Raw genomic sequence first — 25,111 nt, forward strand, 5'->3', positions numbered from 1 at the left:
ATGACAATTACAGTCGGTGACGCCATAGGAAAATCCGGGAACTTCCGGCTTAAGAAGCTGGCACGACACCTAGTTGCTGCATCATGCTCATAGTGTCCATGAGAATGCGGCTGTCGGCCATTTTGCCTGCTTCCAAGCGGTCGATGACGACGCCCTTGACGACGATGTTTCGATTTGTCGGCGGAATACCGAGGAATGAACCTCTATGAGTACCCGTCCATGTGAAGCGGCTCGCGACTTTGTTATCTTCGGCGATCATTTCATCGAGCATCCAATGGATATCAGGAAACGCAGTGCGGATGGCTCCGATGATTTCTTTCAAGCCTTCTCTGCCCTGCCTTTGACCGGGTAGTGGGTCGAGTTCCACAAAATCTTCTGCGACCAGGTCGTTCGCTCGCTCTAATCGCCCCTGATTGATCACTTCTTCGACAAACAGGCTGACGACAGTTTTGTTGTCCATGGTCTTCCTTTACTTGCTGACGATGAGCAGGGTCACCCCGTGCTTGGGGATAGTGTCAGTAAAGACACCCTTGCGATGACCAAGGTCCTGCTGCTTCCAGACATCGCGCAGATTGGCCCCATTTTTAAAGCCGATATCAGCAAGGTTGACGGAGACATCGCGGTTGTCCCAACTGCGATTGAAGAGTCCGACCGCTACACGTCCGCCACTGAGGGGCTTTGTCCAGACGTCGAGGTCGCCGCTCTGATAAAGTCGGTCGCCCTGCTTGCCGAGCAGATCCTGATCGATGGCAATGGCATCCTTGTTCATCAAAATGCTCTTGTCCGTGTCCGTCATTTTGCTGAGATCGTTGCCTGCAAGCAGGGGCGCAGCCAGCAGCACCCAGAGACTCATGTGTGTCTTGTACTCGTCCTCCGTCATTTTGCCGTTGCCGACTTCCAGCATGTCAGGGTCGTTCCAATGTCCGGGCCCCGCATACTTTGAAAGACCAGCCTGGCTGAAGCCGATGGTGACCATGCGGCCATAGGAGTCGTCGATATCGTCAGTCGTGCGCCACATCTGCGCACCAACGCTTGGGCCCCACTTCCACGGCTGATCTACGCCGTACTGGCAAAGGCTGTAGACGATGGGGCGGCCAGTTGCTTTGAGCGCGTCGCCCATTTTTTTGTATGCGGCAATCATGAGGTCGCGAGCCGCGTTCGGATCATTGGGATGATCGGCCTTGGCCTTGTTCATGTTGCTCTGAAAGGAGCAGAGGTCATATTTCAGAAAATCGACGCCCCATGCGGCATACATCTTAGCGTCCTCCGCCTCGTGGTCGAGACTGCCGGCATATCCGCCGCAGGTCTTTGCACCGGGCGAGGAGTAGATGCCGAACTTCAGTCCCTTGGTGTGGACGTAATCGGCGAGTGCCTTCATGTCGGGAAAGCGGTCGTTGGGATGCAGTACTCCCTGCGCATCGCGTTGTCCCTGCCAGGTGTCGTCTACATTCACATAGATGTAGCCTGCGTCGCGCATTCCCGTGTTGACCAGCGTGTCGGCGGCAGAGCGGACATCTTCATCGGTGACGTGGCCGGCAAAGTGGTTCCAACTGTTCCAGCCCATGGGCGGGGTTGCGGCAAGCTGTTGGCTGAACGCAGGCGCAGCGGCAAGAACAATGGAACAGGCGAGTGTAGCTAATATACGCATCGAAACGAAGCTCCGAGGAAAGCGATTACACAGCGCGATAATCATACAGCGTCAGCGCAATTTTCAAGACTAATGGCTGGCGGGTGTCAGACCCAGTGCTTGTACATATCCAGGATTGACGCGCGTATTGGCGAACTGAATTTTCTTCAGTAGATCATCGAAGGCCGTCTGAATGTCTTCTTGCGACGGGCGCGCGGCGATACGCTTCTCCGCGTTAGCTGCTCCGGTGGGCAGTTTGGCGAATGCGAGAATTTCATCCCAGTGCGTAGGCTGGTCGAAGGTTACGACAGACGAAGTCGCATCCATTTTTTTATAGGGCCAGAAGCACCAGCCCACATGGTTGGCTTCGAGTGTTTTGGTGAAGGCAGCGATCCACTCGTCCTTGTTTTCGCCCGATTCGCCGAGCCAGATCGGAACATGGTACTTGTCGCGGAAGTCGAGGTATTCCTGAATGACGCTGGTGTCAGTGGCAGTCCAGTATTTGTGGAAGGTGTACATCACGTTGGAATCGAAGGGCGGGCCGAAAACCTTGAAGTTCGAGTCCCATTGCGCTCCGCCAAGAATGACGACATGGTTCGGGTCGACCTGGCGAACTGCTGCGACAAGATTGCGGTATACCGGTTCGAGATCTTTGTTGTACTGCTGCAGCCGCGGAAAATGCGGGATAGGCTCGTTCAGCAAATCGTAGCCCAGAACGATGGGTTCGTTCTCGTAGCGTGCCGCGAGCCTGCGCCAGATAGCAATAGTGTGCGCCTGTGCCTGAGGGCTGTCATAGAGCCAGGGATAGCCGAGGCTGTCGTCGATGTTGGCGCCCGTCTGCCCACCCGGAGCGCAGTGAAGATCCAGGATGACGTAGATGTTATCTTTGCGCGCCCACTGAATGAGGCGGTCGAGGTAGTGGAAGCCCTCGGCGTTGTCGCTATCGAAGAACTTCCAGTGCAGCGGGACACGGACAGAGTTGAAGCCGTTCTTTTTGAGCAGGTCGATGTCGGCTTCAGTGATGTAATCCTGGCGCCACTGCTTCCAGAAGGCTTCGGATTTGTCAGGGCCGAGCAGCTCCGCGACGAGGTTCTCAATCTCTGTCGTCGATTGCGGATTGCCGTCGAAGTGGAACATGTAGCCTTCCGGCTCAAACCAATTGCCGAGATTGATGCCGCGCAGCATCAGTGGCTGGCCTTTGGCGTCGACAAGGTTTGAACCTTTGGTGTGAACAAAACCGCGCTGCGCAAAAAGAGTAGGTGACAGAAGAAGGAGCAAGAGCGACAGCCAGACAATAGGGCGCTTATTGGGTGAGTTCATGGTGGCGACAAAAGCATATAGGAACAGACAAGCGATTGTCTTATTTATCGACGTGAAACCAGTTTGAGCTATCTGCCTGCGATCCGGTTGCTATGGCTTAAGCCTCTCAGAATTGTGACGAATCACTATGGAAATGCCGTGGATGCGCGGTGATAATCTCCGTGTCTATTTGTAGAGGCGAAAAGATGCACACAATGTTGCGGGACCTTCGTTACGCGCTACGCCAGTTATTCAAATCTCCCGGATTTGCTTTGACCGCGATTCTCACGCTGGCCCTCGGAGTGGGCGCGAATACGGCTATCTTCAGCGTCATTTATGGGCTGCTGCTCCGCACGCTTCCCTTTCACGATGCCGGCCGCCTTGTAGCGATTCTCGAGACGCACCCGCAGGTTCCGGGCGGCGCAGAAGCTACATATCCCGATTATCTTGACTGGCGCGGGCAACAGAAGAGCTTTGAGCAGGTTGCGGCTTACTCAGTCGTTAACCCGGGTACTGTGTCGCTGGTAACCGGTGGCGAAAGCGAGCAGGTGCATCGGGTGCTTGCATCGGGAAACTTCTTTTCTGTGCTTGGTGTCTCCCCGCTGCTGGGGCGTTTGTTGAACGAACAAGATGAGAAAGCTGGGAGCGATCATGTTGCTGTGTTGAGCACGACAGCATGGCGGCGCTACTTCGGCGGTGAAGCAAATGTTGTAGGTCGCAGCATCGATCTGAATGGAACAAGCTACACCGTGATTGGTGTGCTGCCATCAGGCGCGACGTATCCCGCAGAGGGTGAGGTTTGGTTGCCGCTTTCTCTTCTTGATCAGCCGACACAAGCCTCGCGCGTATGGCACTCAGTGAACGTGCTGGGGCGACTGAAGGGGGGAGTCAGTTTGGCCGACGCAAAAACGGACATGCAGACCATTGCAGCGCGCATCTCGGCCGCATATCCCGCGACCAACCGCCTGGAAGGTGTGGCACTTAAGCCTCTGCGCGAGCAGTTGATCGGAACTCTGCGGCCCGCGATTCTTTGCCTGATGGGTGCCGTGCTTTTGGTCCTGCTGATTGCGTGTGCGAATGTCGCCAACCTTATTCTGGTGCGTGCGACTGCGAACCAGCGCGAGGTTGCCATTCGCCAGGCGCTGGGCGCAGATCGTGCCCGGCTCTTTTCACAGTTCCTGACACAAACAATGATTCTCTGCCTGATGGGAGGTTGGCTGGGAACGGCGCTGGCATGGCTCGCCTTGCCTCTGCTGCGCCTTGCGCTATCGCACACGGCAGGTGTCGATCTTGCTCTCGTACAAACAATTGGTCTGAATATTCCTGTGCTGCTGCTTACCTTAAGCTCATGTGTGTTGACGGCGATGGTCTTCGGATTGCTGCCGGTCACAAAGACGTTTTCGAGTCTGGCAGAGGCCTTTCGGCCTGGCGACCGCGCCAGCGCTGGAGGAAATCAGCGTAGCCGCGGCGTGTTGATTTCCGGAGAGATTGCCATTGCAGTAATCGTGTTGTTTCTGGGAACGCTCGTTGTCCGGAGTTTTCAGAAGCTGGTTGCTGTCGATCCGGGATTTCGCATCGATCATCTTCTGAGTTTTGAAATGACGCTGCCTGAGCCGCGCTACTCAGACAGCAGTCCGGCGGCGACGCAGTTCTATGAGTTGTTGCTCGACAAAATCCGGCAGATGCCGGGTGTGATATCTGCGGGAAGCACTACGGCGGTGCCGCTGAATCCGTCGCTGCTTATGACGCGGTTTTTGATTGAAGGCGCGCCGCCGCTGGCTCCGGGGTCGTTTCCTTATGCGCAGATCCGATATGTCAGTCCTGACTTCTTTCGGACTATGGGAGTTGGCTTGCGGCAGGGGCGCGTGTTTGACAAGAAAGATGTGGATTCGCCGACGGGGTTCTTTGTCGTCAATCAGACGTTTGCGCAGAAGCATCTGGCGGGAAGGGATCCGATTGGCGCTCATATTTTGATCGGCGTGATGAGTCCGCAGCCGTCAAGCATTCCAGTCATCGGTGTGGTTGCAAATGCGCGCGATCTCGGTGTGGAGACAGAGCCGCAGCCGGAAATCTATCTTCCTGGATATGGTCTTCATGCGGTGCTGCTTGTACGGACGGGCGCGTCGCCGGAGAGCATCGTTCCGCAGGTTCGAAATGCAGTGCATAAGTTAGATCCAAACCTTGCTATCTACAATGTTCAGGCTGTCGATGATGTGCTTTCCGATTCACTGGCTCGGCAGAAGATGACGGCTGTGCTGCTCGGGATTTTTGCGATCGTAGCGGTGGCGTTGGCGGCTATCGGGATTTATGGTGTGCTGGCTTATTCCGTTGAGCAGCGGACGCGCGAGATTGGCGTGCGCATGGCCGTCGGAGCGCGACGCGAGGACATTCTCAGTCTGGTGCTGAAGCAGGCGTCTATGTTTGTTGCGGCTGGCATCGTGGTCGGACTTGCTGTTGGATTCGCCGGCGCGCGGCTGTTGAGTGGGCTGCTTTTCAAGACGAGCACGGCTGATCCGCTTTCTGTTTCTGTCACGATTGGAGCTTTGGTGATAATTGCCGCTCTGGCTGTGAGCCTGCCAGCCCGGCGGGCAGCCTCGGTTGAACCAACCGAGGCTTTGCGAACCGAGTGATCTTCGCTTAACCGTGCAATTCGTTCAGTGCAGCAGCGAATTCCGGCATGAGCATGGTCTGGTCGCGGTCAGGGCCGGTTGAGATCATTCCGATCTTTGCGCCGGATTCCTTTTCGAGGAAGCGGAGATAATCCTGCGCGATCTTCGGTAGCTTGCCGAATTCCGTAACGCCCTCGGTGGACGATTTCCAGCCTTTCAGCTTGGTATACACGCACTCAATCGATTCCAGACCGCGCACGTCGGCGGGCATGGTGTCGATCAGCTTGCCGTTGACCTTGTAGCCGGTGCAGACGGGGATTTCATCAAGCGTATCGAGCACATCAAGCTTGGTGACGACGAGCCATTCCGTTCCATTGATCTGGTTCGAGTAGCGCAGAAGCGGCAGATCCAGCCATCCGCAGCGGCGCGGGCGTCCTGTAACGGCTCCAAATTCCTGCCCGCGAGCGCGGAGGATTTCACCGGATTCATCGAAAATCTCGGTCGGAAACGGCCCTTCGCCGACGCGGGTGACATAAGCCTTGGTGACACCGATGACTGTGCCGATTCTTGTCGGACCGACTCCGGTTCCGGTGACGGCTCCGCCAGCCGTGGCCGAGGATGATGTCACAAACGGATAGGTTCCGTGGTCGATGTCAAGCATCGTCCCCTGCGCGCCTTCAAACATGATGCTGTGACCCTCGTCGATGGCCTTATTGAGCAGCGAGGCTGTGTCGGTGACGAAAGGCGCAATCTGCTCGGCGGCATGGGCATATTCGTCGTACATCTTTGCCGGGTCGAGCGGCTTGGCGCCGAAGAGCGCGTTGGCAATGGTGTTTTTCTCGTGGCAGGCGTTCTCGATGTGCGTCTTCAGCAGGTTGGTATTGAGCAGATCGATGACGCGGAGGCCGTTACGGGCCATCTTGTCTTCGTAAGCCGGGCCGATGCCGCGGCTGGTGGTGCCGATTTTCTGGCGGCCGGGCGCGCTTTCGGCGGCGAGCTCGATCATGCGGTGGTATTCAAGGATGACCTGGGCACGGTTGGAGACAAAAAGCTGGCCATCGACGTTAACTCCCAAGTCGCGCAGCTTGCTGACTTCCTTGAGGAATGCCAGCGGATCGAGCACGACACCGTTGCCGATGACAGCCTTGCTTGTTGGTCGCAGGATGCCGCAAGGGATGAGTTGGAGCACGAACTTCTTGCCGCCAATGATGACTGTGTGTCCGGCGTTGTGTCCGCCGGCATAGCGCGCCACCACCGCGAAGCGCTCGGAGAGCACGTCTACAATCTTGCCTTTGCCTTCATCGCCCCACTGGGCGCCGAGTACGACTGCTGTTTTTGCTCTCATCTGTATTTCCGTGCACCTGACTCAAAAGAATTTACGCCTGCTTTGCACACGTTGCCCCATGCTGGAGACGTTCCGAAAAACTGAAGCGAGAGACAAACGTGCGAAGGTATGTGCCTGATAGTGGGCGAATGATCAACCCAATTCAATGATATAACGCCGCCCCTTGCAGTCCTGAATGCTCCGAACAAATACAGATCTTCCTCAAAAAGAATCGGCCCTCGCGCAATCGCGCGAAGGCCGGATGGTGATCAGACTGCGTCGAAGATTATCGCGGCGCGGTCTTGCCGTTATGTTTATCGTTGTAAATCTCGCGGCTGGCGCCATTCTGCTCGCGGTTTACCTGCTGATGTTCCTGCTGCGTAAGCTTTCCGCCATTGGCATTGCGGTCGGCTCCTACCTGGTGATTGATGTTTGCCTCACGGTTTTCGGTTCGTGCAGCTTCAGAGGGAGACATCTGCCCATTGCGGATGCCCTGCCCAATACGCTGCTGCTGCTCATCGCGCCGCGCTCCTACCTGGTTATTGCCGTAGCCTGCCGCGGAGGCATTGTGCTTGTCGTCGTAGATGGAGCGGCTCAGATTGTTCTGCTGCCGGTTCACCTGCTGGCGCTCCTGCTGCGTGAGCGCGCCACCATTGGCCTGCCGGTCAGTGCGGACCTCGTGATTCAGGTTTGCCTCGCGGCCTTCGAGATTCCGCGTCTCTCCAGCCGTGAACTGGCCGGAAGCAACGCCATTGGCGATGCGTCCCTGCTGATCATAGCGGCGGCCATTGACGGTATTCATGGCCATGGTTGAAGGCCGCCCGTGATTCACAGATGCTAGCTGGTTTCGGTCCTGGCCGGCGGTTTGCCGGTGCGAAAGCTGCTCGCTCGTCGCCTGGAAGTGCGCTTCATGTATCGCCGCCTGCTCCTGCGCGGTAGGTTGCGCTGCAAGACCGCCTGGGCCGTTAAAACTGGTCCGGTTCACATTGTTAATCGTCACGTTGTTGACCACTGTGCGGTTGATATAGGTGTTGTGAACGATCGTCGTGTTCACATTCATCACTGCCGTGTTGTAGTGAAAAGCTCCACCCTGCCACATTCCACCGACGAAGCCCACGCCGCCATAACCGAAGCCGTAGTTGACACCGCCGTAAAAGCCAACGTGCGGCCCCCAATAACCGGCATGCCATGCATACACGCCTCCAACAAAGCCCCAGTAGCCGGGAGTCCAGAGATACCCAACCTGCGGCGGACGCACCCAAACTCCAGGCACCCAGTAGTAGCCCATGGGGCCATAGGCCCAGTAGCCAGGAGTCCAGAGGTATCCGTCAGCGGGGCAGGGAGGCTGCGCGTAAACGGGCAGCACTGGAGGAGCTGTATGGATCGATATGCCGATGCCGATGGATACCTGGGCAAACGATGCCGCAGGCACAGCGCACAAAAGCAGCGCCAGGAAAAGATTGCGAATTTTGAGAAGATTCTGCATACGAGCTCCGTGGGTTCGATCTGCCTGCACGCATTTTGCTCCAGCGATGCGTGCAGGCTTGCGGCTTACGCCACGGTTACTATCAACTCGCTTTATTTGAAAATGTCTCTGCGGTAGCGAAATTTTCGAGGTGTTAGTCTTGTGTCCGAGGTAACGGTGATGCGAAGAATGACGGTTTATGCATTGGCGTGTTTCGCCGGTCTTCTGAGTCCGGTTGCTGTGTTCGGGCAGGCAGCTGCGACTGCGAGTCCTCTGGCTGCCGAGGCGCAGGGAAGGTACGCGCAGGTGAAAGGATTCATCACTAAAGCTGCTGAGAACATGCCCGCGGAAAATTATAGTTACAAGCCGACGCCCGATATTCGGACATTTGCTCGGGTGGTGAATCATGTAACTGAAGCGCAGTTTCGTGCCTGTGGGGCATTGAACGGGACGAGCGAAGCGAAGCCGGCTCCGCCGGAAACTGCTGACAAGGCAACGATCGTGGATGCATTAAAGGCGTCGTTTGCCGAATGCGACAAGGCGTTCGGTACACTCAGCGACTCCAACGTGACCGAGATGGTGCAGCTGGGGTCGGCGAAACACTCGCGGATCGGGATTGCATGGGGGACGGTCACGCATGACACAGAGCAGTACGCGACTCTGGCCCTCTATATGAGGTTGAAGGGGCTCGTGCCGCCCAGCAGCGAGAAGTAAGGATTTTGCGGCTACCCCACCTAGGCATTTTTTGTAAGTTATTCTTTTTATAATGGCTTACGGGAACATACGGTGACGGCTTGTGCGTACCTTGCGCGGGCAAACTGCCACACCTAAACCAATAGATGTCTCGCGAGGTTAGGCAGCAACCGACCCACTTCGCCTGGACTCCCAGAGCTTGTACTCGTCGTTCATTTGGCCGAGCCGATATGTGGTGTGAAGGGTCTCGACAACACCTCGGTTCAAATCGATGCTGATGATCGTAGAAGTGCAGCTTACGCTTGTTTGCGGGACTCGCTCGTGCCCGAAAACATGCCCTACCAGGCGATTGCCCGACTGCAGGTGTCCGAAGGAGTGAGAGCTGATGCCCTGGACAACACCCCAGTTCTCAATCGTTAGTAATGGTTTCGGCATATTAGCTCCTGAGCGATAGATGAGCGTTTGCGATGCCAAAGTTGCCAGCGAATCAGGTTTCCTCGTTCCTCGGAGGGTTTTTGAGAAAGCTGAGATGACTTCCGGATGGCAAAAGAAAATTTGTAAGGGGGGCACGCGTCCCGGCCTCGCCTGTCCACTTTTGAACACGTCTGACCTTAAACGGACAATTCATTTCTTTAAAGCTGGGTGAATCTGTTGGTTTGGGGAGGGTTGCGGCCCGTCACATTTGGCCCGCTGCGTGCCTCTACTTATTCTCGAAGTTTTGAGGAACTGCCATGACCCAGCCTCCGTATCGTTCTCCAGAGGATCGACCTATGCAACGTTTTGCAATCTTCGTGGCCGTCCTGATTGTGATCGTAGCCATCGGTTCCCGCCCCTCGCATCGCGCCTCTGCGAAAGGATCGTTCTGCGTCTGTGTCCCATCGCGGGCGAAATTGATTCTGAAATCCATGGTTGGCCGATCGACAGTTACGACGGTGCACGCTGCCTCCATCCGGCGGCCAGACAAGTCATCGACGGCCCAGTAAAGCATTCTCTTCGTTCGATGGGGCAACTGCCGACAAACCTCGGTTTCGTAAGGACACGGCTTCAGCCGTGCCGTAATGGCTGAAAATATGTCGGGCTTTAGCCTCTGAGGGGTACTTTCGTTGGTGTGATCCGGGTTTTTCATCAATCCTTCCGTTCGTTCGATGAGTGCTTTCGGGTATGCGTAAGTTGTGACGGCAGATCTGAGAATGCCCGTCTGCAAGGCCACAAGGCTTGAGTGGGCCACCCGCTCTTCATTGCGCTCACAGTCTGCTCAGACGCTTTAAAGCTATAAGTTATAAGTGTCGTACTAAGTGAGTTTCTAAGTTAGCGAGGCTTTACAAAACTTAACTCACCTTAACCAATCTTTATCGCACGCTCTTAGGCACGGTGCTGAAATCGAGTTATTGCGCAGGCATCAATTCACTGCGTATTCGGGAGCACCATATGAATCGTGCAAAGATTACTTCCATGTTCGCCAGGTTAGTGCTAGCAGCCATTACTGTGAGTGGTGTGTTGGCCATGGGCACACCAAACGCCGCAGCCCAGGCGATCATCGTGACAACTCCATTTGCCTTCTCAGCCGGCAGCCAAACCTATCCGGCTGGAACATACGAGTTCACCTTGCTATCAAAGTGGTCTTTGTCCATTCGCAATGTGAATGGAGGAGGCCAGAAATTCTTTACAGTACGTCCTGAAGACAATAGTTTGCCGGGATCAAAAGGAAATTTGATCTTTCGCAATTCCGATGGACAGCAGACCCTCCAGTCGGTCTATGTGCCGGGTACTGGCAGAACTGCCGCCTTGCTTCAGTTAGACGAGATAGGTAACAGGGATAAATCTGACAGGTCATTGGCTTCGCTACATACAGCTTCAGGAAAAGTTACGGCCGGAAAGCAAAATGCGACGGGCCGATGACAAGGTAGTTAGCAACAACAAAAAGCAACCGACGGATGGCCCACATCTCACTGTTCCAGAAAACCATGGTGCCCACGTCTCGCTTTTGAGACGTGGGACTCGTTCGCAGCATGTAACAACTGAAGGTGATGAAATGAAGATTGCCCGATTCTTAATACCGGACTAAGTTGGGTGGCATCCGGTCATCATATGTTCTAGGTCTCAGGCGAGACCTAGGGTATCCATGGATAAGTTCGGTGTCACCTGTCTTCAGTCACTTCTCCTCGAGGACCGCAACATCCCACGGTTGCAGCGTGATCTTTCCTGATGTAGCTACAGCATTGTTGGTCAGCAGGTCGGTGCCGTCCTTATAGGGATAGATGAAAGTCTGCGGCTCACTCGAATAGTTCAGATAGTAGTGCAGCGGTTTTCCCATCTGGTTGACTCCATGCTTTACATGGACCGACGCGGGGAGTTGTTGGTCGGAGCCGGTCAGGTTGGCTTCTTTTAGGACCTGTTCGACCACGGCTTTCTGCAGGGCGTCAGATAAGTAAGTTCCTTCGTAGGTCAGGGTGCCGGAGCCATAGCTGTTCTCGGTAATGGCCGGCCATTTCCCGAAAAACGGGTGGTCATAATACGCGAGAGCTTTCGCGTGTTCGGGCATCAGGAACTCGGCCCAGTAACTGACCTTGTTTGCGTCCGCGCCGACGTGATACGGGTCGTCTTTGAGGGCGAGCGGCTTTTCGAGGTTGGAGAATTCCTGATAGCTGAATCCTGCGGCCTGGCGCAGCGGTCCCGGCGCGCGCACCCACCGAACCGCGGAATCTTGATTTGCGAATCCGCTCTTGAAGGTCATGAGCACGTGGCCACCGTTCTTTACGAAATCAGAAATTTTCTGAAGCAGCGCATCGTCGGAGATGTAAAGCGCCGGAACGATGAGGACTTTGTACTGCGAGAAGTCCGGGTTCTCGGGGAAGACGAAGTCTGTACCCACGTTGAGGTCGTAGAGAGCGCGGTGCATCTGATCGACGAGGCTCCTGTACCCGGCTTTCTGCGGCGCGAAAGACCACTGCGGGCCGCTGCTGGTGAAGGGCATGAAGCTGATGGCGTTGTCCGAATCGACGCTCCAGAGAATGGCGACATTGTTTTTGATCTTGAGGTCGACGAGGTGCGGACCGATCTTCTGGAGTTCGTGTGCAGTCTTTGATACCTCGGCATAGGCCCGGTTGGGTTCAAGGTCATGCGAGAGGACGCCTTTCCAGTACGTCTCTTGGCCGGCGTGTATGGAGGCCCAGTGCCAGTACTCGACCATATTGGCGCCGCTGGAGAGATGGGTGTAGACATCGAGGCGGAGCTGGCCGTCATAGGGCGGATACTGGAAGGCCGAGGTCCAGTCCGTGGTCTGCGCGTTGGTTTCAGTGATGAGGTAGTTGCTGTGCTTGAGCGAGCGGGTGAAGTCGCCGGCCTCGGCTTCAGACTCGCCGTCCATGTGGTCCTGCGTGCCGTGGTAGTTGTTCATGGCGGGGATGTCGAGGGCTTTGGCGATTTCGAATTCGTTAACGTCGGCTTTCATCTGGCCGCCGAAGTCAGTGGTAACGAATTGGTGCGATCCGCGGTTCTCGCGGACGAGCTGGGCCTGCCAGTCGAGGAAGTTGGTGACGCGCATCTGCGACCAGCGGGACCACTCGAGCTTGTAGCCGGTGCTGGTGGCGCTGTCGCGGGTGGGCATGTCTTCCCAACTGTTGACGTCTTCGCCCCAGTAATTCAGGAACCAGGCTTTGTTAAGGTTGTCGGTCGTTCCGAATTTCTGCTTGAGGTGATTGACGAAACCGGTGAAGACGTCGCTATTGGCAGCGCCATAGGACGAGGTTTCGTTGTCGATCTGCCAGCCGATAACGTTGGGATTGTTCCTGTAGTGCTGGACGAGATTGCGAATGAGGCGTTCGGCGTAGAAACGATAAGTGGGGTTATCGGTGTCCATGTTCTGGCGCATGCCGTAGAAGGGCTTTGCGCCGCCGAGCGGCTGGGCGAGGACTTCTGGGTGCTCGTGGTACATCCATGTAGGGATGGAGTATGTGGGGGTACCCATAATGACCTTGATTCCGGCTTTGCCCATGGCGTCAACGACGCGATCCATCCATGCGTATTCGAAGTGGCCGTCTTCGGGTTCCCAGAGACTCCAGGTAGACTCGCCCATGCGGACAACGGTGATGCCTGCCTGCTTCATCAACGCCACGTCTTTGTCGAGGCGGTCCGGAAGTTCCGGAGGCATGTATTCGTTGTAATAGGCCGCGCCGTAGAGAACGTTTTCCCACGGCGCCGGGGAGTAAGGCTGCTCTTTGTCCGTAGGCTGATCTGTTGATTTGCTCGTGGACTGGGCAAGAGCGGTACAACTAACGAGAATGGCAACAGCGAAGACAGCGATGTTCTTCAATCGGCTAGGCATTTGGGTTTGTCCTCAGGGATACTGTTCCCGATTATCTATCACGAATCGCGTCCGTTCCGCCTAAGACGGCTCTTCTGCGAGAATTAAGTCGGGAAAATCTATGCCGGAACTTCCTGAAGTTGAGACGGTCGCCAATGGCGTGAATCAGCGCGTGCGGGGCGAACGAATTGAGTCAGTGTGGCTGGGGTCAAAGCCAGAGCCGTTCAAGACCGGGCCGTCAGAAATGGCGAAGATCCTGACCGGGCGGCGGATCGAGCGGGTTTACCGTATCGGAAAACATATTGTTTTCGATCTCGACGGAAACGATGCGCCGCAGTGGATTGTTCACCTCGGCATGACCGGGCGATTGCTGGTTTCCGCAGCTTCAGCGTCTGTTCCGCTGCATACCCACGCAATTTTGAAATTAACCACAGGACGCGAGCTGCGGTTTGTCGATCCGCGGCGCTTCGGGCGCTTGGCGCTGCAGAAGCGCGTGAATTCCAGCGGCTTTCAGGGGCCAGGCCATGAGCCATTAACTATTTCGATTGAACAATTTACATCTTTATTCCGGGGGCGGAAGACGACCATCAAGGCCGCCCTGCTGAACCAGAAGCTGTTGCATGGCGTAGGCAATATCTATGCCGATGAGAGCCTGTTTCGGGTCGGAATCCGGCCAACGCGCATGGCTGGCCGGCTGACACGGGAGCAGCTTGCGCGGTTGCGTTCAGCCCTGCAGGAGGTTATGCAACACGCCATTGCCATGGGCGGCTCATCTGTGTCCGATTATGTAGATGCCGACGGAGTCAAGGGCTACTTTCAGCTTGAGCACCGGGTCTACATGCGCGGAGGCCAGCCATGCCTGGTTTGCGGAACTTCGATCCGGAGAATCGTATTAGCAGGGCGGGGAACGCACTTCTGTCCCATGTGCCAGAAGTAAGTCTCAAGGCCTCGCAGCCTAAAAATGTATGAATTTGTGAAGACGGGCAGGCTCGAGTTTCCATAATCTGAAGAACTTCTGGGGCTAAGTTATTGATTATAAACAGCGGAACATGCGGCACAAGAATTGCATATTGATGAAGTGCCAGCGACGTACATGTTTCCGCGATTTGAACCGGAAGCATGGCAAGGACAGACCTCGGCCTCAGAGAGATGGAGCTAGATTGAGGCCCCACCCAGCCGAGGTCAATGCCCAGATGCCTCTTGGCGGACGGGCTTTTCAGGGAGGCCAGTGATTGGCCTTTGAAAGGCAGAACGGGCCGCCCAACATGGGCGGCCCATTCCGTTTAGGCCGCGGCCTTAAATTCCTGCATCTAACTACTTGCCAGACTCGTCAATAACGAGTAGTATTGTCTTTGCCTATCGAGCGGCTGATGCCGGAGTGAAAATTCGGAAAGTTCGCCGCATTTCTCGACAGTCAAGAATTCAACTGGCGCGTATCACCTGATGCAGGTTTGCCTTCGTATTGCGGAGCAATAGCGTAAGGTGAAACACCCGAAAGATAAGACAGTAGCGAGTTGAAAGTTCATATTATTGGACTCCGTGACACAGTGACAGGTCAGGACCTGGTTCCTCCCTCGACAACCTCGTTAGCCGAAGCCTGTGCAGGGGTATGAATCAACCAATTTCCCGGCAACCCGATCAGTAGAAAGCAGCAGCGGCTTTCGGCCGGAATCTCCGCTGTAATCAAGTCAACGCACCAGGAAGTGCAAGCATGACAACAGAGCAGAACCAGCCCCAGGCGCAGCCGCCTCAGGGGCAAGCGCCGCAGGGCCAGTCTCAAGGACAACCCCAGGGGCACCGCCGCAGGCGGCGCAGACGCAAGGGCGGAAAAGGCCAGCCGAATTCTCCTCAGATGAATGGCCAGGCGAGCCAGCAAAACCAGCCACAGGGACAAAAACAGAAATTCCCCAACCAGAACCGGCAGTTCCACAAAAACGGCAACGGGCAGGGCGGAGGCCGTCGCAAGAACAAGCAGCGGCGGCAGCAGGTTTTTGTTGGGCCTATGGACCACAGCTATCGCGCGGCGAATGGCAACGTGGCGGACGGGCCTCCTTCGACGATTGAGTACCGGAACGGCAATGCACATCCGAATGGATTTAATCCTGAGGCTGTGGTGGAAGCGCCACCAGCGCCTGTGCGCGAGGACGCGCCGACGCGAATCTTCTGCTTTATTGACGATCTGTTCTTCCTGGCCAAGATCCAGGAAACAGCGCGCAAGCTTGGCATAAAGGTCGGCTTTGTAAAGGCGGACAAGGACATCGTCTCCAGACTTGCGGACGTGCCGGAAGAGTCCAGGCCTTCGCTGATCGTCTTCGATCTAAACAATGCGAACGCCAAGCCGCTGACGCTGATTCCGAAGCTCAAGACGAAATTCAAGAAGGGAACCTCGATCATCGGCTTCCTTTCACATCTGCAAGGCGATCTGAAGGTGAAAGCGCTCGAAGCCGGATGCGACATGGTGATGCCGCGCTCCGCCTTCTCGCAGAATCTGCCCAACCTTCTGCGCCGCCACGGGCTGGACGAGGAGATGGAAGCCCTCGAAGCATAAAGATTCTTTCACTCCGGCAGGCGAGGGAAATCCGGGTGTTTTCAATGATCTGGATCAAGAGTGCATTCACAGGCCTCCTGGTAACGTTCATCGGGAGCTTCCTATGCCTTGTGGTATTTTTTAACCGCATCATCGGGCAGACCGCCTGCAAGGAATGCACTGTCGGTGTGAGCTTACCCGACCTGCTGCGCGATCCAGCAGCAATGACAATTTACATTGGCTTGTTTCTGGCTGGTTCCAGTGCCGCGTACTGGTATCTAAGGAAAACCGGCGCTTTGCCGATCTGGCGACAGGCGTACCGTAGATCGCGGTAAAGAGACTCCAGCGAGACAAAACAAGAAAACTTCTTGCGCTTCATCGGAAGCACCTCTAAAGCATCATTGAAAGACTTAACAGGTCTACCCCATCTTCCGAGTCGGTTTCAGTCTGTATGAGTAGACAATTTGTTCCGATAAAAAGTTAATGCTGAAGCCCACGCGTTGAACAAGGACCGGTTGCCGACATGTGGATGTTGTTAATCCTGGGTCTATTTATGTGAACAGGCGAGTGCATCAGCGATTTGGCACTCTTTGAAGCTCAGAAGGTAACTGATCGTTTTCGACACCTGCATAGAGGACCGATAGGACCCATCTGATCCTTAAGCCACGAGGATCTCAAAGAAGTCGAAAGCGTAAGTAAATTCATTTATCAGACAAACTCAGGCCCGCAATCAGAAGCGGCCTTTTTCATTGCCCCCCAACGCCTGGTATCTTGCCGAAGGCAAAGCAGATACATGGGCAAAGTTTGAATAACTGGAGTACAATTCCTGCTCGTATCGCGTGGCAGCTTGACTCCGGTTCTCGCAACGGCCATCGATGCCTTTACCGCTGAGTGGTCAAAACGAGGGTTGGAGATTCTGGCGCGCGCAATTTCCATTTTGCGAGGTCCCTATGCAAAAAGCGCGGAAAATGCTCCTGCCGTGTATGACCATCGCAGTACTGGGTCTGCTTGCGGGGTGCGAGCGCCATTCGCACTCGGAGATGTACTACCTGATTTCCAACAATTTGAAGCTGGGATACTGGCAGACGGCAGTGGAAGGATTTAACCAGGCTGTGGCTGAGTATCATGTGCAGTCGAAGGTGACCGGCCCCGATACTTACGATCCGCAGGCTGAACTGACCGCGCTCCAGCAGGCCATTGCCGCCAAGCCCGCGGGAATACTTATCTCCGTTGCGGATGCGACAATGTTCCAGTCGGAGATTGACGCGGGCATCGACGCGGGTATTCCGATCATCACGATGGACTCGGACGCGCCGCATAGCCACAGGCTGTATTTCATCGGCACGAACAACCTGCAGGCCGGGCGCCTGGGTGGACAACAGGTAGTGTCGAAACTGCCCGGTGGCAAAGGGAATGTTGTTTTCTTCTCCATGCCAGGACAGCCGAACCTCGATGAGCGCTTCAAGGGCTATCAGGAAGTTTTCGCCGATCATCCCGGAATTAAGACTGTGGAGGTAGTCGATATCAAGGGAGAATCGACAGCCGCCTTTGACAAAACGCAGCAATATATGACCCTGACTGGCGACAAGAAAATTGACGCATTCATCTGCCTGGAGGCTTCAGCCGGAAAAGACGTGGCCGCAGTGGTGCAGAATGCGAATGCGAAAGACCGCCTCATTGTGGCGATGGATGTTTCTCCTGACACGCTGAACCTGATTAAGAGCGGAGTAATTGCCGCAACCATCGCGCAGAAGCCTTACACCATGGGGTATATCGGATTAAAGGCCCTTGACCAGATTCACCACGACGGGCCTACGACGTTCCGCAGCGACTACAGCGTCGATACGTTTTCGCCATTTCCGTCTTTTGTAGATACGGGAACAGCGGTAGTCGATAAGGCAAATGTGGATTTGTTTATGAACTCGGCCGCGCAGGCGAAGAAGTAATTGCTCTAACCGGGAGGCCAATGCATCGGGCGTCCGCCCAGCAGATGCACATGCAGATGATGGACGGTCTGGCCGCCGTCTGCGCCAGTATTGACAACCGTTCGATAGCCGCCGCTGAGATTTTGTTCAGCGGCGAGTTTTTTTGCGACTGCATGCAGATTGCCCAGCAGAGCTATGTCGGCTGTATCTATTTCCGCAAGTGACGGGATGTGCTTCTTCGGGACAATCAGCAGATGTACGGGCGCCTTGGGATCAATGTCAGCGAAGGCGTAGGCGAGATCATCTTCATAGAGCTTCTTCGACGGGATGATTCCGGCAATAATTTTGCAGAAGATGCAGTCCATCCGGTCAGGATAACCCAGTGTGAGCAGGTCAGCGAATCAGCTTTGTTGCACGGCTTCCGTTAAAATTAAAGTAACGAGCCGATTCCGACCATGCGATTTCCTTTACGACATTTTGTCTTCGGGTTTCCTGCGATTCTAATAGCTGCGATTGCTCTCTCGGCCTTGCCGGTCATGGGACAGTTCGCCGGCCCATCTTCTGCCCCCACAACGCCGGTGCACAATGCGCGGGCTTTGCATCCTCCGGCGGGAGCGCGGGTTGCGATTTTTGAGTTTGAGGACATGGAGTGTCCTGATTGCGCGCGGGCAAACCCGCTGCTCAAAGAGGCTGCGGCAAAGTACAACATTCCGTGGGTGCGGCATGACTTCCCGCTGCCCTTCCACACATGGAGCTTCGATGCCGCGGTCGACGCGCGCTGGTTCGACACGAAATCAAAGAAGCTGGGCGATGATTTTCGTGATGCCGTCTTTGCGAACCAGACCAGTATTACGACGCAGGATCAGTTGCGCGCCTTTGCGCAGAAATTTGCTGCAGACCATAAGCTGGCATTTCCGTTCGTGGTCGATCCGCAGGGCAAGCTGGCGGCTGAAGTAAAAGCGGATTACGATCTCGGCCAAAGCATAGGAATCCAACACACGCCGACGATCTGGATTGTTACGAACAGGACGAGCGGTACGCCATTCGTTGAGGTAGTGGACCGCACACGCCTGTATGAGCTAATCGATCAGGCGCTGGCAGAAACGAAGGCCGAGCCAGCATCGCATCATGCGAATGGAAAATAGTTAGCTGAGGGGGAATTTAATCCGTGCCGTTGTACGAATACAGGTGTAAAGCCTGCGGGCATCAGTTTGAGAAGATTCAAAGCTTCAGCGCTCCGGAGGAGAAGATATGTCCGGTATGCGGAGGCGAGGTCGAACGGCTTTTGTCCGCGCCTGCCGTGCAGTTCAAAGGCTCGGGCTGGTATGTGACCGACTATGCCGCCAAGAGCGGGAGCAAGACCGCGCCTGCTACGGGATCAACAGATGGCAATGCAAGCAAGACTGAGGGCAAGCCGGCTGCTTCGAGTGAGGGCGGCGCGTCCGCATCAAAATCTGAATCGGCGTCTTCACCTTCGCCTGCCTCGAAAAAGAGCGAGTAGTAGCTATTGCTGCCTCATCAGCAACTGCAAAGGATCGTTTGGACTGCGCAGTTGCCGAATGAATGCCTCGGCCCTTTTGTAACCGCCTTCGATGCCGCGAAAGACTGCAACCTCATCCTGCAATTTGTAGTAGCGATCCGGAGTCTGGCTGGCGTGCGAGTAGCAGGCAGCGCGCTTTACGGGCTCCTGGTCGCTGATGTCGATGTAGTGTGTTGGAGCGAACTGCAGCGTGTCTTCGCCATTTGAAACTTCATAGTAGTAAAGCGCGAAATGCTGCTTCGAAGTTTTCCATGCGTCATAAGTCAGCATGGTAATGGCGCGGTGGTCGCGGTGATTGTCGATGGGCCACTGAGTGAAGACGAGATCCGGCTTCTCGGCATTAATCAATTTTGCGTATGACTCATAGTGGGCATTGTCGATGACGGCGTGTCCGTTTTCCTGGTCGGCATACAGTGGGCGTGCTTTGAGGATTTCACATGCCTTCTTTGCCTCCGCGATTCGCACCGCTGCTGGCGTGGGCGGCCAGGCTCCATTGTTCAGGTAGAGCAGAACCACTTCATGACCGAGGCTGGTAAGGTGGCTTATCGTGCCGCCACAGCCGTATTCGGGATCGCCGGGATGGCCGCCGCAGACGATGGCTTTCAGCTTGCGGTCGCTCTGCGAAGGCGTATTGCTGAATGCATTCGCCGGCGATGTTCCCAGAGCAATTGCGGAAGCGGTCGCGGTGGTCAGTAAATCCCGGCGCGTCACGTTTCTCAAGCTACACCTCTTCAGAGATTCAGTTTCTTAAAAATGGAGTCTGGCACAGAGCGGATGATGAACATGATGATCGCCCACATCGGCGGTACATAGGCAACATCTTTTCGCTTTTCGATTGCTTTCAGGATGCCTCGTCCCACTGTGGCTGGGTGCGCGAACAGAGCGCTCTGAGGCAAGTGCGCGGTCATGGGGGTAGAAACGAATCCTGGCTTGATGGTGAGAATGTGAACACCGCTGCGGTCGATGCGATTGCGAACGCCGTCGAGAAACGTGTTCAGCGCGGCCTTTGATGAGCCATAGACGTAGTTGCTCTTGCGCCCGCGGTCTCCGGCAACGGATGAGATGACGGCGAGCGTTCCCTGATGAGTTGACTCGAAATAATTTGCCAGCCAGGTAATGAGCGAGACGGCGGAAAGAAAGTTCGTACGGAGGATCGCTTCGGCTGCGGCATAGTCGGCCTGGGCCTGCTCCTGCGCGCCGAGGATGCCGTGGGCGATGAGCGCCAGGTCTATCGTTTCCAGCTTGGCGGCGGCTTCAGTCAACATGGCTTCGTGCGCGGCAGTGTCGTCGAGATCCATGACGTGGGGGAAGACTGCCCCCGCGCCGCGTGTTTGCAGGTCGCTGGCGACGGCTTTTAATTTCTCAGGATTGCGCGCGACTAGGTAGATGCGAGCGCCTTGCTCCGCAAGCGGGCGCATGACTCCGGCGGCGATGGCCGAAGTGGCGCCGAGAACCAAGACACGGCTGGGAAGTTTAGCCATGGGCTGTGACCCTTTGCCAAAAAGCTGAATCGAATGCCGGATCGATGTATCGGGAGAACGATTGCCACTGCGGATAGAAGGACTGAAACTGGCCGGCGGTCATGCGCGCGTCCTTTGCGGGATACATGCGGCCACTGTGCTCCTGCGCAATGTCTGCGAGGCGATGGAGCAGGTCGAAGCTGATGTCCGAGCGGATGGGGAAATCGAGGGCGAGCGTGATTCCTGGCATCGGGAATGAAAGCATTCCCGGCGATGGCGCATCGCCGAAGACCTTGATCACTGCAAGAAATGATGCAAGTCCGGACGCGGTGATGGTCTTGAGGATCTTAATGATGCCCATTTGCTGACCATCTTCCCATGGCAGCACGCATTGGAATTGCAGCAGTCCGCTCTTGCCATACATGCGGTTCCAGTGAAGGAGGCAGTCGAGTGGATAAAAGAACGGCTCGTAGTCGACGAGTGCATTTTTCTCTTTGCTCCACTGCCTGTTGTAGTAAAGCGTGTTGAAGAGACCGATGGAGAAGCGGTTGAGCGCGAACTCAGGGACATCGAGAGGAAGCATGAGCCACGGCTCTTTGCTGCGTTTGAGAGGCTCGGGTTGCTGGCTGTGGTCGCCCTGCATGAAGATGCCGCGGGCAAAGTTGTTGCCCGTCGCTATGCAGTCGATCCACGCAATGGTGTATTCAGAGTGCGCGGCGGCTTTGGAGAGCGCGACGAATTCATCGATGCCGACGAATTTGGTTCCCTTGTATTGAATTTTGCGGGAGACGATGGGGCGCAGGCGGACTTCTGCCCAGGTGATTAGACCAGTCAGGCCCATTCCGCCGACAGTTGCCGAGAACCAGTCGGCATTTTCGGTGGGGCTGCACTCGAAATGTGCGCCGTCAGAGCGGACCAGCTCAAAGCGCGGGACGTGGCAGCCGAACGTTCCGGCGATATGGTGGTTCTTGCCATGAATGTCATTGGCAATGGCTCCGCCTACGGTTACATACTTCGTTCCGGGTGTGACCGGCAGGAAGAATCCGCGCGGCACGGCGAAGTCGAGAATTTCCGCAAGGGTTGCGCCGGCTTCGCAGCGGAGGACGCCGGTTTCAGGATTGAAGTGGAGAAGGCGATCCATGCCCCGCGTTTTTAACAGGGTGCCGTGTTCGAGCAGGCAGACATCCCCATAGCTGCGTCCTGCGCCTACGGGGAGAATCTTCGTGGTGGGCGAATGCCGGAGGGGGAAATCTGTGGTCCAGTGGAGCGGGACCAGATCGGCTTCGAGTTTCGGATAGCGTCCCCAGGACTCAAACTTAGGCTGCGGATTGCGTGGCATTCTTCTCCATCGTAAAGGATGGGCAACTGTGCATTTTCAGAAGGCGGCGAATATGGCGATCGCGACAACGGCCAGTCCAATGAGCAGACTCATACGGTCCGTAACGGCGAAGATGACCGGATCTTCGTGCATTTCTCCGCGCGAGGCGAGCAACCAGACCCTGCTGATCCAGAGGAGCATAAAGGGTACGATGAGCCACATGCGAACGGGGTGATGGTAGAGTTTGGCGACATTGCTTCCGCTGATGTAGAGCGAAAAAACGACAATTGCTGCATAGCCGCTGGCTGTGCCGAAGCTGCGTAACTGCTCGATGTCGGCCACCAGGTACCCGCGTCCGTTGGACGGGACATGCCCGCGCTCGCGCAGGTTCTGCATCTCGCTGAACCGCTTGACCAGAGCAAGGCTGAAGAAGAGAAAGACTGAAAATCCTGCAAGCCATGTGGAAATGGGCGTCGCGGTGGCTGCTCCGCCAGCCAGTATGCGAACTGTATACAAGCCGGAGAGCACAATCACATCGACAAGAGCTACTTTCTTGAGCGCCAGTGAATAACTGAGAGTAACGACGATGTAGAGCGAAAGCCAGGCGAGAAATTTATCGGGCAAGAAGTATGTTCCCAGCAATCCCGCGGCGAGCAGGATGATGACCATGATGATTCCGGTTGAGGCCTGCAGGTCACCTGCGGCAAATGGACGCAGGCGCTTTGTCGCATGACGACGGTCGTTTTCGATATCGAGAAGGTCGTTGACGATGTAGGTCGCTGAGGCGCAGAAGCTGAAGCAGAAGAACCCGAAGATGGCATCAAGGATGAGCTGAAGCTTGAGCGCGTGGGCCAACAGCAATGGCACGAAGATCAGCACATTTTTTGCCCATTGATGCAGGCGGATTGCCTTTAGCAAGGACTTCCGCCGTGAGGAGCGATCTTCAAAATGCCTGTGGACTTTGATTTTGCGCGACTTGACCAGAGACCGCAGCGATGCGTTGGGATTGGCCAGCATTGCGGTACCTGCGTGTTCAAGCAGCAGTAGGTCGGGCCGCGCATTTCCTATGTAATCAAAATCTTCGCCGTTGAATTCCAACCTTAGACTGTCGAGTTTGTTGTCCCCAGTGAGGTTAGTACTGCCGTTACTGGCTAGGACGCCATCGAAGATTCCCAAATGAGCAGCGATTCTCTCAGCGAGGCGCGCGTCGGCGCCGGTGGTGAGATAGATGTGGCGACCTTGTCCCCGTTCCTGTTCGAGATATTCAAGGAGCGGACGATTGTAGGGGAGATGTGCTGCATCGAGCGAGACTATGCTGGCGACCTGCGCTTTGAATGCCGCCTTTCCATTGAGCAGTGAATGGAAGGTCCCAAGTGCGCTACGGGGATGCGCGCGCAGGAGCGTCAGCACGGAGTCGGCCAGCGTGTCGCTCTTAACCAGCGTACCGTCCAGGTCTACACACAATGGCCGCATCAGGTCGGAGCTAACCTGCGCATGGATCTGCGTCTGCTCGTGCAAATGGTTCTCCTGTCTCGATTATCGCCTGCGCATCGATGGATGCAAGCTTTTCCAGTGGCTTGCGCGAGCCCCCTGTATGGGGCACTTTGCCCTGCGTAATCTGGAAGCGGTAAAGTGTTCAACAGGAAACCTTTCGGCCCCTTCATCCGTCGGATAGATTACTGTCCGGAGCTGCCGCTCTGCGCCGATGAAAGCATTTAACATTTTCCTATTCAGGAAAGTATTGGAATCATATGTCGTCAACGCAAATCAGCCAGCCCCCAACGGGAGCGGCGCCTGTCAATCCACCGCCGCAGCCTAAGCGCCATCGTTTGCGCACCACCGTTATTTTTCTGGTGGCTGTAGCTGTTGTAGCTTTTTTTATCTGGCGCATTATCACGGCGAACGATCAGGCGAATAAGAAAGCGGCCCAGCAGGCTGCGGCCATGGCAAACCGTGCTGTTCCCGTCCAGGTGGTGACAGTACAGCAGAAGCAGATGCCGATTTATGTCACCGCTCTTGGCACGGTGACCCCCTATTACACGGTGACCGTAAAGGCGCGCGTCACTGGCGAGCTGACCCGGGTAAATTTCACGGAAGGGCAGGAGGTCAAGCAGGGCGAAGAGCTGATGACGATTGACCCGCGTCCTTATCAGGCGACATTGGATCAGGCGCGCGGGCAATTGGCGCGAGACCAGGCGCAACTGCACGATGCCGAGGCCGAATACAACCGTTACAAGGCCCTTTACGATCAGGGGGTGGTTTCCAAAGAGCAGCTTGATACGATGCAGGCTAACTTCGGCAATTACCAGGGCGCAATCAAGGCAGACCAGGCGGCCATCGACGCCGATGCCCTGAACGTGACGTATTGCCACATTACATCGCCGATTAACGGCAGGGTCGGCCTGCGCCTGGTCGATCCCGGCAACATTATTACCGCGAACACAACGAACCTGATCGTCGTCAATCAGTTCCAGCCTATTGCTGTTGTCTTTACCGTTCCCGAAGATCAGTTGTTCCGCATCTTCGAAAAAATGCGCGGGAGCAAGAGCCTGCAGGCTGAAGCTTTTGACCGCTCGGACACGGAACACATCGCGAGTGGACAACTGCTGACCGCAGACAACCAAATTGATACAACAACCGGCACGAACAAGCTGAAGGCTGTTTTCCAGAACACCGACGAGGTGCTCTTTCCCAATCAGTTTGTGAACATCCATCTGATTCTGGAGCAGCGGCCGAATGCCATTACTGTTCCGTCGGCTGCCATTCAGCACGGCACAGAAGGCGATTTTGTCTGGGTGGTGAAACCGGACAAGACGGTCGCCATCCAGCAAGTGAAGGTGGACCTGACGGAAGGCACCACGACGATTCTGGACGGCGGCGTTTCGCAGGGCACGTCAGTAGTGACTGATGGAGCCGACAAGCTGCGCGCGGGCATGAAGGTGGATGCCCGGTCGGCGACACGGAACAAGCCGGCGCAACAGCAGAGTGAAAGCAATAACGGAATGATGGGGCAGTAGGTCC

22 protein-coding genes are annotated in these 25,111 nt (G+C 55.8%); 10 read left to right on the top strand and 12 right to left on the bottom strand.

Annotated features, from left to right (window positions below):
* Positions 1–49: 49 nt before the first annotated feature.
* From VEV40_RS14380 to VEV40_RS14390, 3 genes are all read right to left on the bottom strand, one after another.
* Complete coding sequence (locus VEV40_RS14380) at positions 50–460, bottom strand: ester cyclase (protein WP_324833279.1); 411 nt, start codon at positions 458–460, stop codon at positions 50–52.
* A 9-nt stretch (positions 461–469) separates the two neighbouring features.
* Positions 470–1,648 (bottom strand): glycoside hydrolase family 27 protein, encoded by a 1,179-nt coding sequence (locus VEV40_RS14385; RefSeq protein WP_324833280.1) that lies wholly within the window; start codon positions 1,646–1,648, stop codon positions 470–472.
* Between the two features lie 69 nt (positions 1,649–1,717).
* Complete coding sequence (locus VEV40_RS14390; protein ID WP_324833281.1) at positions 1,718–2,905, bottom strand: glycoside hydrolase family 5 protein; 1,188 nt, start codon at positions 2,903–2,905, stop codon at positions 1,718–1,720.
* Between the two features lie 227 nt (positions 2,906–3,132).
* On the opposite strand from VEV40_RS14390, the gene VEV40_RS14395 reads away from it, so the two are divergent.
* On the top strand, positions 3,133–5,556 hold the full coding sequence (locus VEV40_RS14395) for an ABC transporter permease (RefSeq protein WP_324833282.1): 2,424 nt from the start codon (positions 3,133–3,135) through the stop codon (positions 5,554–5,556).
* Between the two features lie 7 nt (positions 5,557–5,563).
* Here the strand turns inward: VEV40_RS14395 and VEV40_RS14400 are convergent, their stop codons facing one another.
* Both VEV40_RS14400 and VEV40_RS14405 read right to left on the bottom strand, forming a co-directional pair.
* Positions 5,564–6,880: an adenylosuccinate synthase gene (locus VEV40_RS14400; RefSeq protein ID WP_324833283.1), complete on the bottom strand. Its 1,317-nt coding sequence runs from the start codon at positions 6,878–6,880 to the stop codon at positions 5,564–5,566.
* A gap of 265 nt (positions 6,881–7,145) precedes the next feature.
* Positions 7,146–8,345 carry a hypothetical protein gene (locus VEV40_RS14405; protein ID WP_324833284.1) on the bottom strand — a complete coding sequence of 400 codons (1,200 nt, stop codon included), beginning with the start codon at positions 8,343–8,345 and terminating at the stop codon, positions 7,146–7,148.
* Positions 8,346–8,504: 159 nt separating this feature from the next.
* Between VEV40_RS14405 and VEV40_RS14410 the strand changes: the two genes are divergently transcribed.
* A complete protein-coding gene (locus VEV40_RS14410; RefSeq protein WP_324833285.1) occupies positions 8,505–9,038 on the top strand; it encodes a DinB family protein in 534 nt (177 codons plus the stop codon).
* 138 nt (positions 9,039–9,176) lie between these two features.
* On the opposite strand, the gene VEV40_RS14415 is transcribed toward VEV40_RS14410, so the two are convergent.
* Positions 9,177–9,452: a hypothetical protein gene (locus tag VEV40_RS14415; RefSeq protein WP_324833287.1), complete on the bottom strand. Its 276-nt coding sequence runs from the start codon at positions 9,450–9,452 to the stop codon at positions 9,177–9,179.
* Between the two features lie 335 nt (positions 9,453–9,787).
* Between VEV40_RS14415 and VEV40_RS14420 the strand changes: the two genes are divergently transcribed.
* Entirely contained in the window at positions 9,788–10,000 is a 213-nt protein-coding gene (locus VEV40_RS14420) for a hypothetical protein (RefSeq protein ID WP_324833289.1), read from the top strand.
* Between the two features lie 445 nt (positions 10,001–10,445).
* Complete coding sequence (locus VEV40_RS14425) at positions 10,446–10,916, top strand: hypothetical protein (protein WP_324833291.1); 471 nt, start codon at positions 10,446–10,448, stop codon at positions 10,914–10,916.
* Positions 10,917–11,169: 253 nt separating this feature from the next.
* On the opposite strand, the gene VEV40_RS14430 is transcribed toward VEV40_RS14425, so the two are convergent.
* Positions 11,170–13,341 (bottom strand): beta-galactosidase, encoded by a 2,172-nt coding sequence (locus VEV40_RS14430; protein WP_324833293.1) that lies wholly within the window; start codon positions 13,339–13,341, stop codon positions 11,170–11,172.
* A gap of 100 nt (positions 13,342–13,441) precedes the next feature.
* Between VEV40_RS14430 and mutM the strand changes: the two genes are divergently transcribed.
* The 3 genes from mutM to VEV40_RS14445 all read left to right on the top strand — a co-directional run bounded on the left by mutM (position 13,442) and on the right by VEV40_RS14445 (position 17,793).
* Positions 13,442–14,257, top strand: a complete 816-nt coding sequence (gene mutM, locus VEV40_RS14435; RefSeq protein WP_324833295.1) for a bifunctional DNA-formamidopyrimidine glycosylase/DNA-(apurinic or apyrimidinic site) lyase — start codon at positions 13,442–13,444, stop codon at positions 14,255–14,257.
* A 774-nt stretch (positions 14,258–15,031) separates the two neighbouring features.
* Positions 15,032–15,868: a response regulator gene (locus tag VEV40_RS14440; RefSeq protein ID WP_324833297.1), complete on the top strand. Its 837-nt coding sequence runs from the start codon at positions 15,032–15,034 to the stop codon at positions 15,866–15,868.
* Positions 15,869–16,830: 962 nt separating this feature from the next.
* A complete protein-coding gene (locus VEV40_RS14445; protein ID WP_324833299.1) occupies positions 16,831–17,793 on the top strand; it encodes a substrate-binding domain-containing protein in 963 nt (320 codons plus the stop codon).
* A gap of 5 nt (positions 17,794–17,798) precedes the next feature.
* Here VEV40_RS14445 and VEV40_RS14450 read toward each other — a convergent pair whose 3' ends face one another.
* Entirely contained in the window at positions 17,799–18,137 is a 339-nt protein-coding gene (locus VEV40_RS14450; protein ID WP_324833301.1) for a histidine triad nucleotide-binding protein, read from the bottom strand.
* A 90-nt stretch (positions 18,138–18,227) separates the two neighbouring features.
* Between VEV40_RS14450 and VEV40_RS14455 the strand changes: the two genes are divergently transcribed.
* Together VEV40_RS14455 and VEV40_RS14460 are read left to right on the top strand one after the other, a co-directional pair.
* The gene (locus VEV40_RS14455; protein WP_324833303.1) at positions 18,228–18,917 is read left to right on the top strand and encodes a DsbA family protein; all 690 of its coding nucleotides are present in this window, start codon (positions 18,228–18,230) and stop codon (positions 18,915–18,917) included.
* A gap of 23 nt (positions 18,918–18,940) precedes the next feature.
* Positions 18,941–19,273 carry a zinc ribbon domain-containing protein gene (locus VEV40_RS14460; protein ID WP_324833305.1) on the top strand — a complete coding sequence of 111 codons (333 nt, stop codon included), beginning with the start codon at positions 18,941–18,943 and terminating at the stop codon, positions 19,271–19,273.
* Positions 19,274–19,276: 3 nt separating this feature from the next.
* Here the strand turns inward: VEV40_RS14460 and VEV40_RS14465 are convergent, their stop codons facing one another.
* Genes VEV40_RS14465 through VEV40_RS14480 form a run of 4 tightly spaced genes read right to left on the bottom strand, consistent with a single transcriptional unit; the run spans position 19,277 to position 23,608 of the window.
* The gene (locus tag VEV40_RS14465) at positions 19,277–20,023 is read right to left on the bottom strand and encodes a PIG-L family deacetylase (protein ID WP_324833364.1); all 747 of its coding nucleotides are present in this window, start codon (positions 20,021–20,023) and stop codon (positions 19,277–19,279) included.
* A 20-nt stretch (positions 20,024–20,043) separates the two neighbouring features.
* The gene (locus tag VEV40_RS14470) at positions 20,044–20,793 is read right to left on the bottom strand and encodes an SDR family oxidoreductase (protein WP_324833307.1); all 750 of its coding nucleotides are present in this window, start codon (positions 20,791–20,793) and stop codon (positions 20,044–20,046) included.
* Positions 20,786–22,111 (bottom strand): FAD-binding oxidoreductase, encoded by a 1,326-nt coding sequence (locus VEV40_RS14475; protein WP_324833309.1) that lies wholly within the window; start codon positions 22,109–22,111, stop codon positions 20,786–20,788. Before VEV40_RS14475 ends, VEV40_RS14470 begins: the two co-directional genes overlap by 8 nt.
* A gap of 36 nt (positions 22,112–22,147) precedes the next feature.
* Positions 22,148–23,608, bottom strand: a complete 1,461-nt coding sequence (locus VEV40_RS14480; protein ID WP_324833311.1) for a UbiA family prenyltransferase — start codon at positions 23,606–23,608, stop codon at positions 22,148–22,150.
* A gap of 233 nt (positions 23,609–23,841) precedes the next feature.
* Between VEV40_RS14480 and VEV40_RS14485 the strand changes: the two genes are divergently transcribed.
* Complete coding sequence (locus VEV40_RS14485) at positions 23,842–25,107, top strand: MdtA/MuxA family multidrug efflux RND transporter periplasmic adaptor subunit (protein ID WP_324833313.1); 1,266 nt, start codon at positions 23,842–23,844, stop codon at positions 25,105–25,107.
* Positions 25,108–25,111: the final 4 nt, after the last annotated feature.

The organism is Alloacidobacterium sp. (genome assembly GCF_035631355.1).
Classification (GTDB): Bacteria; Acidobacteriota; Terriglobia; order Terriglobales; family Acidobacteriaceae; genus Alloacidobacterium.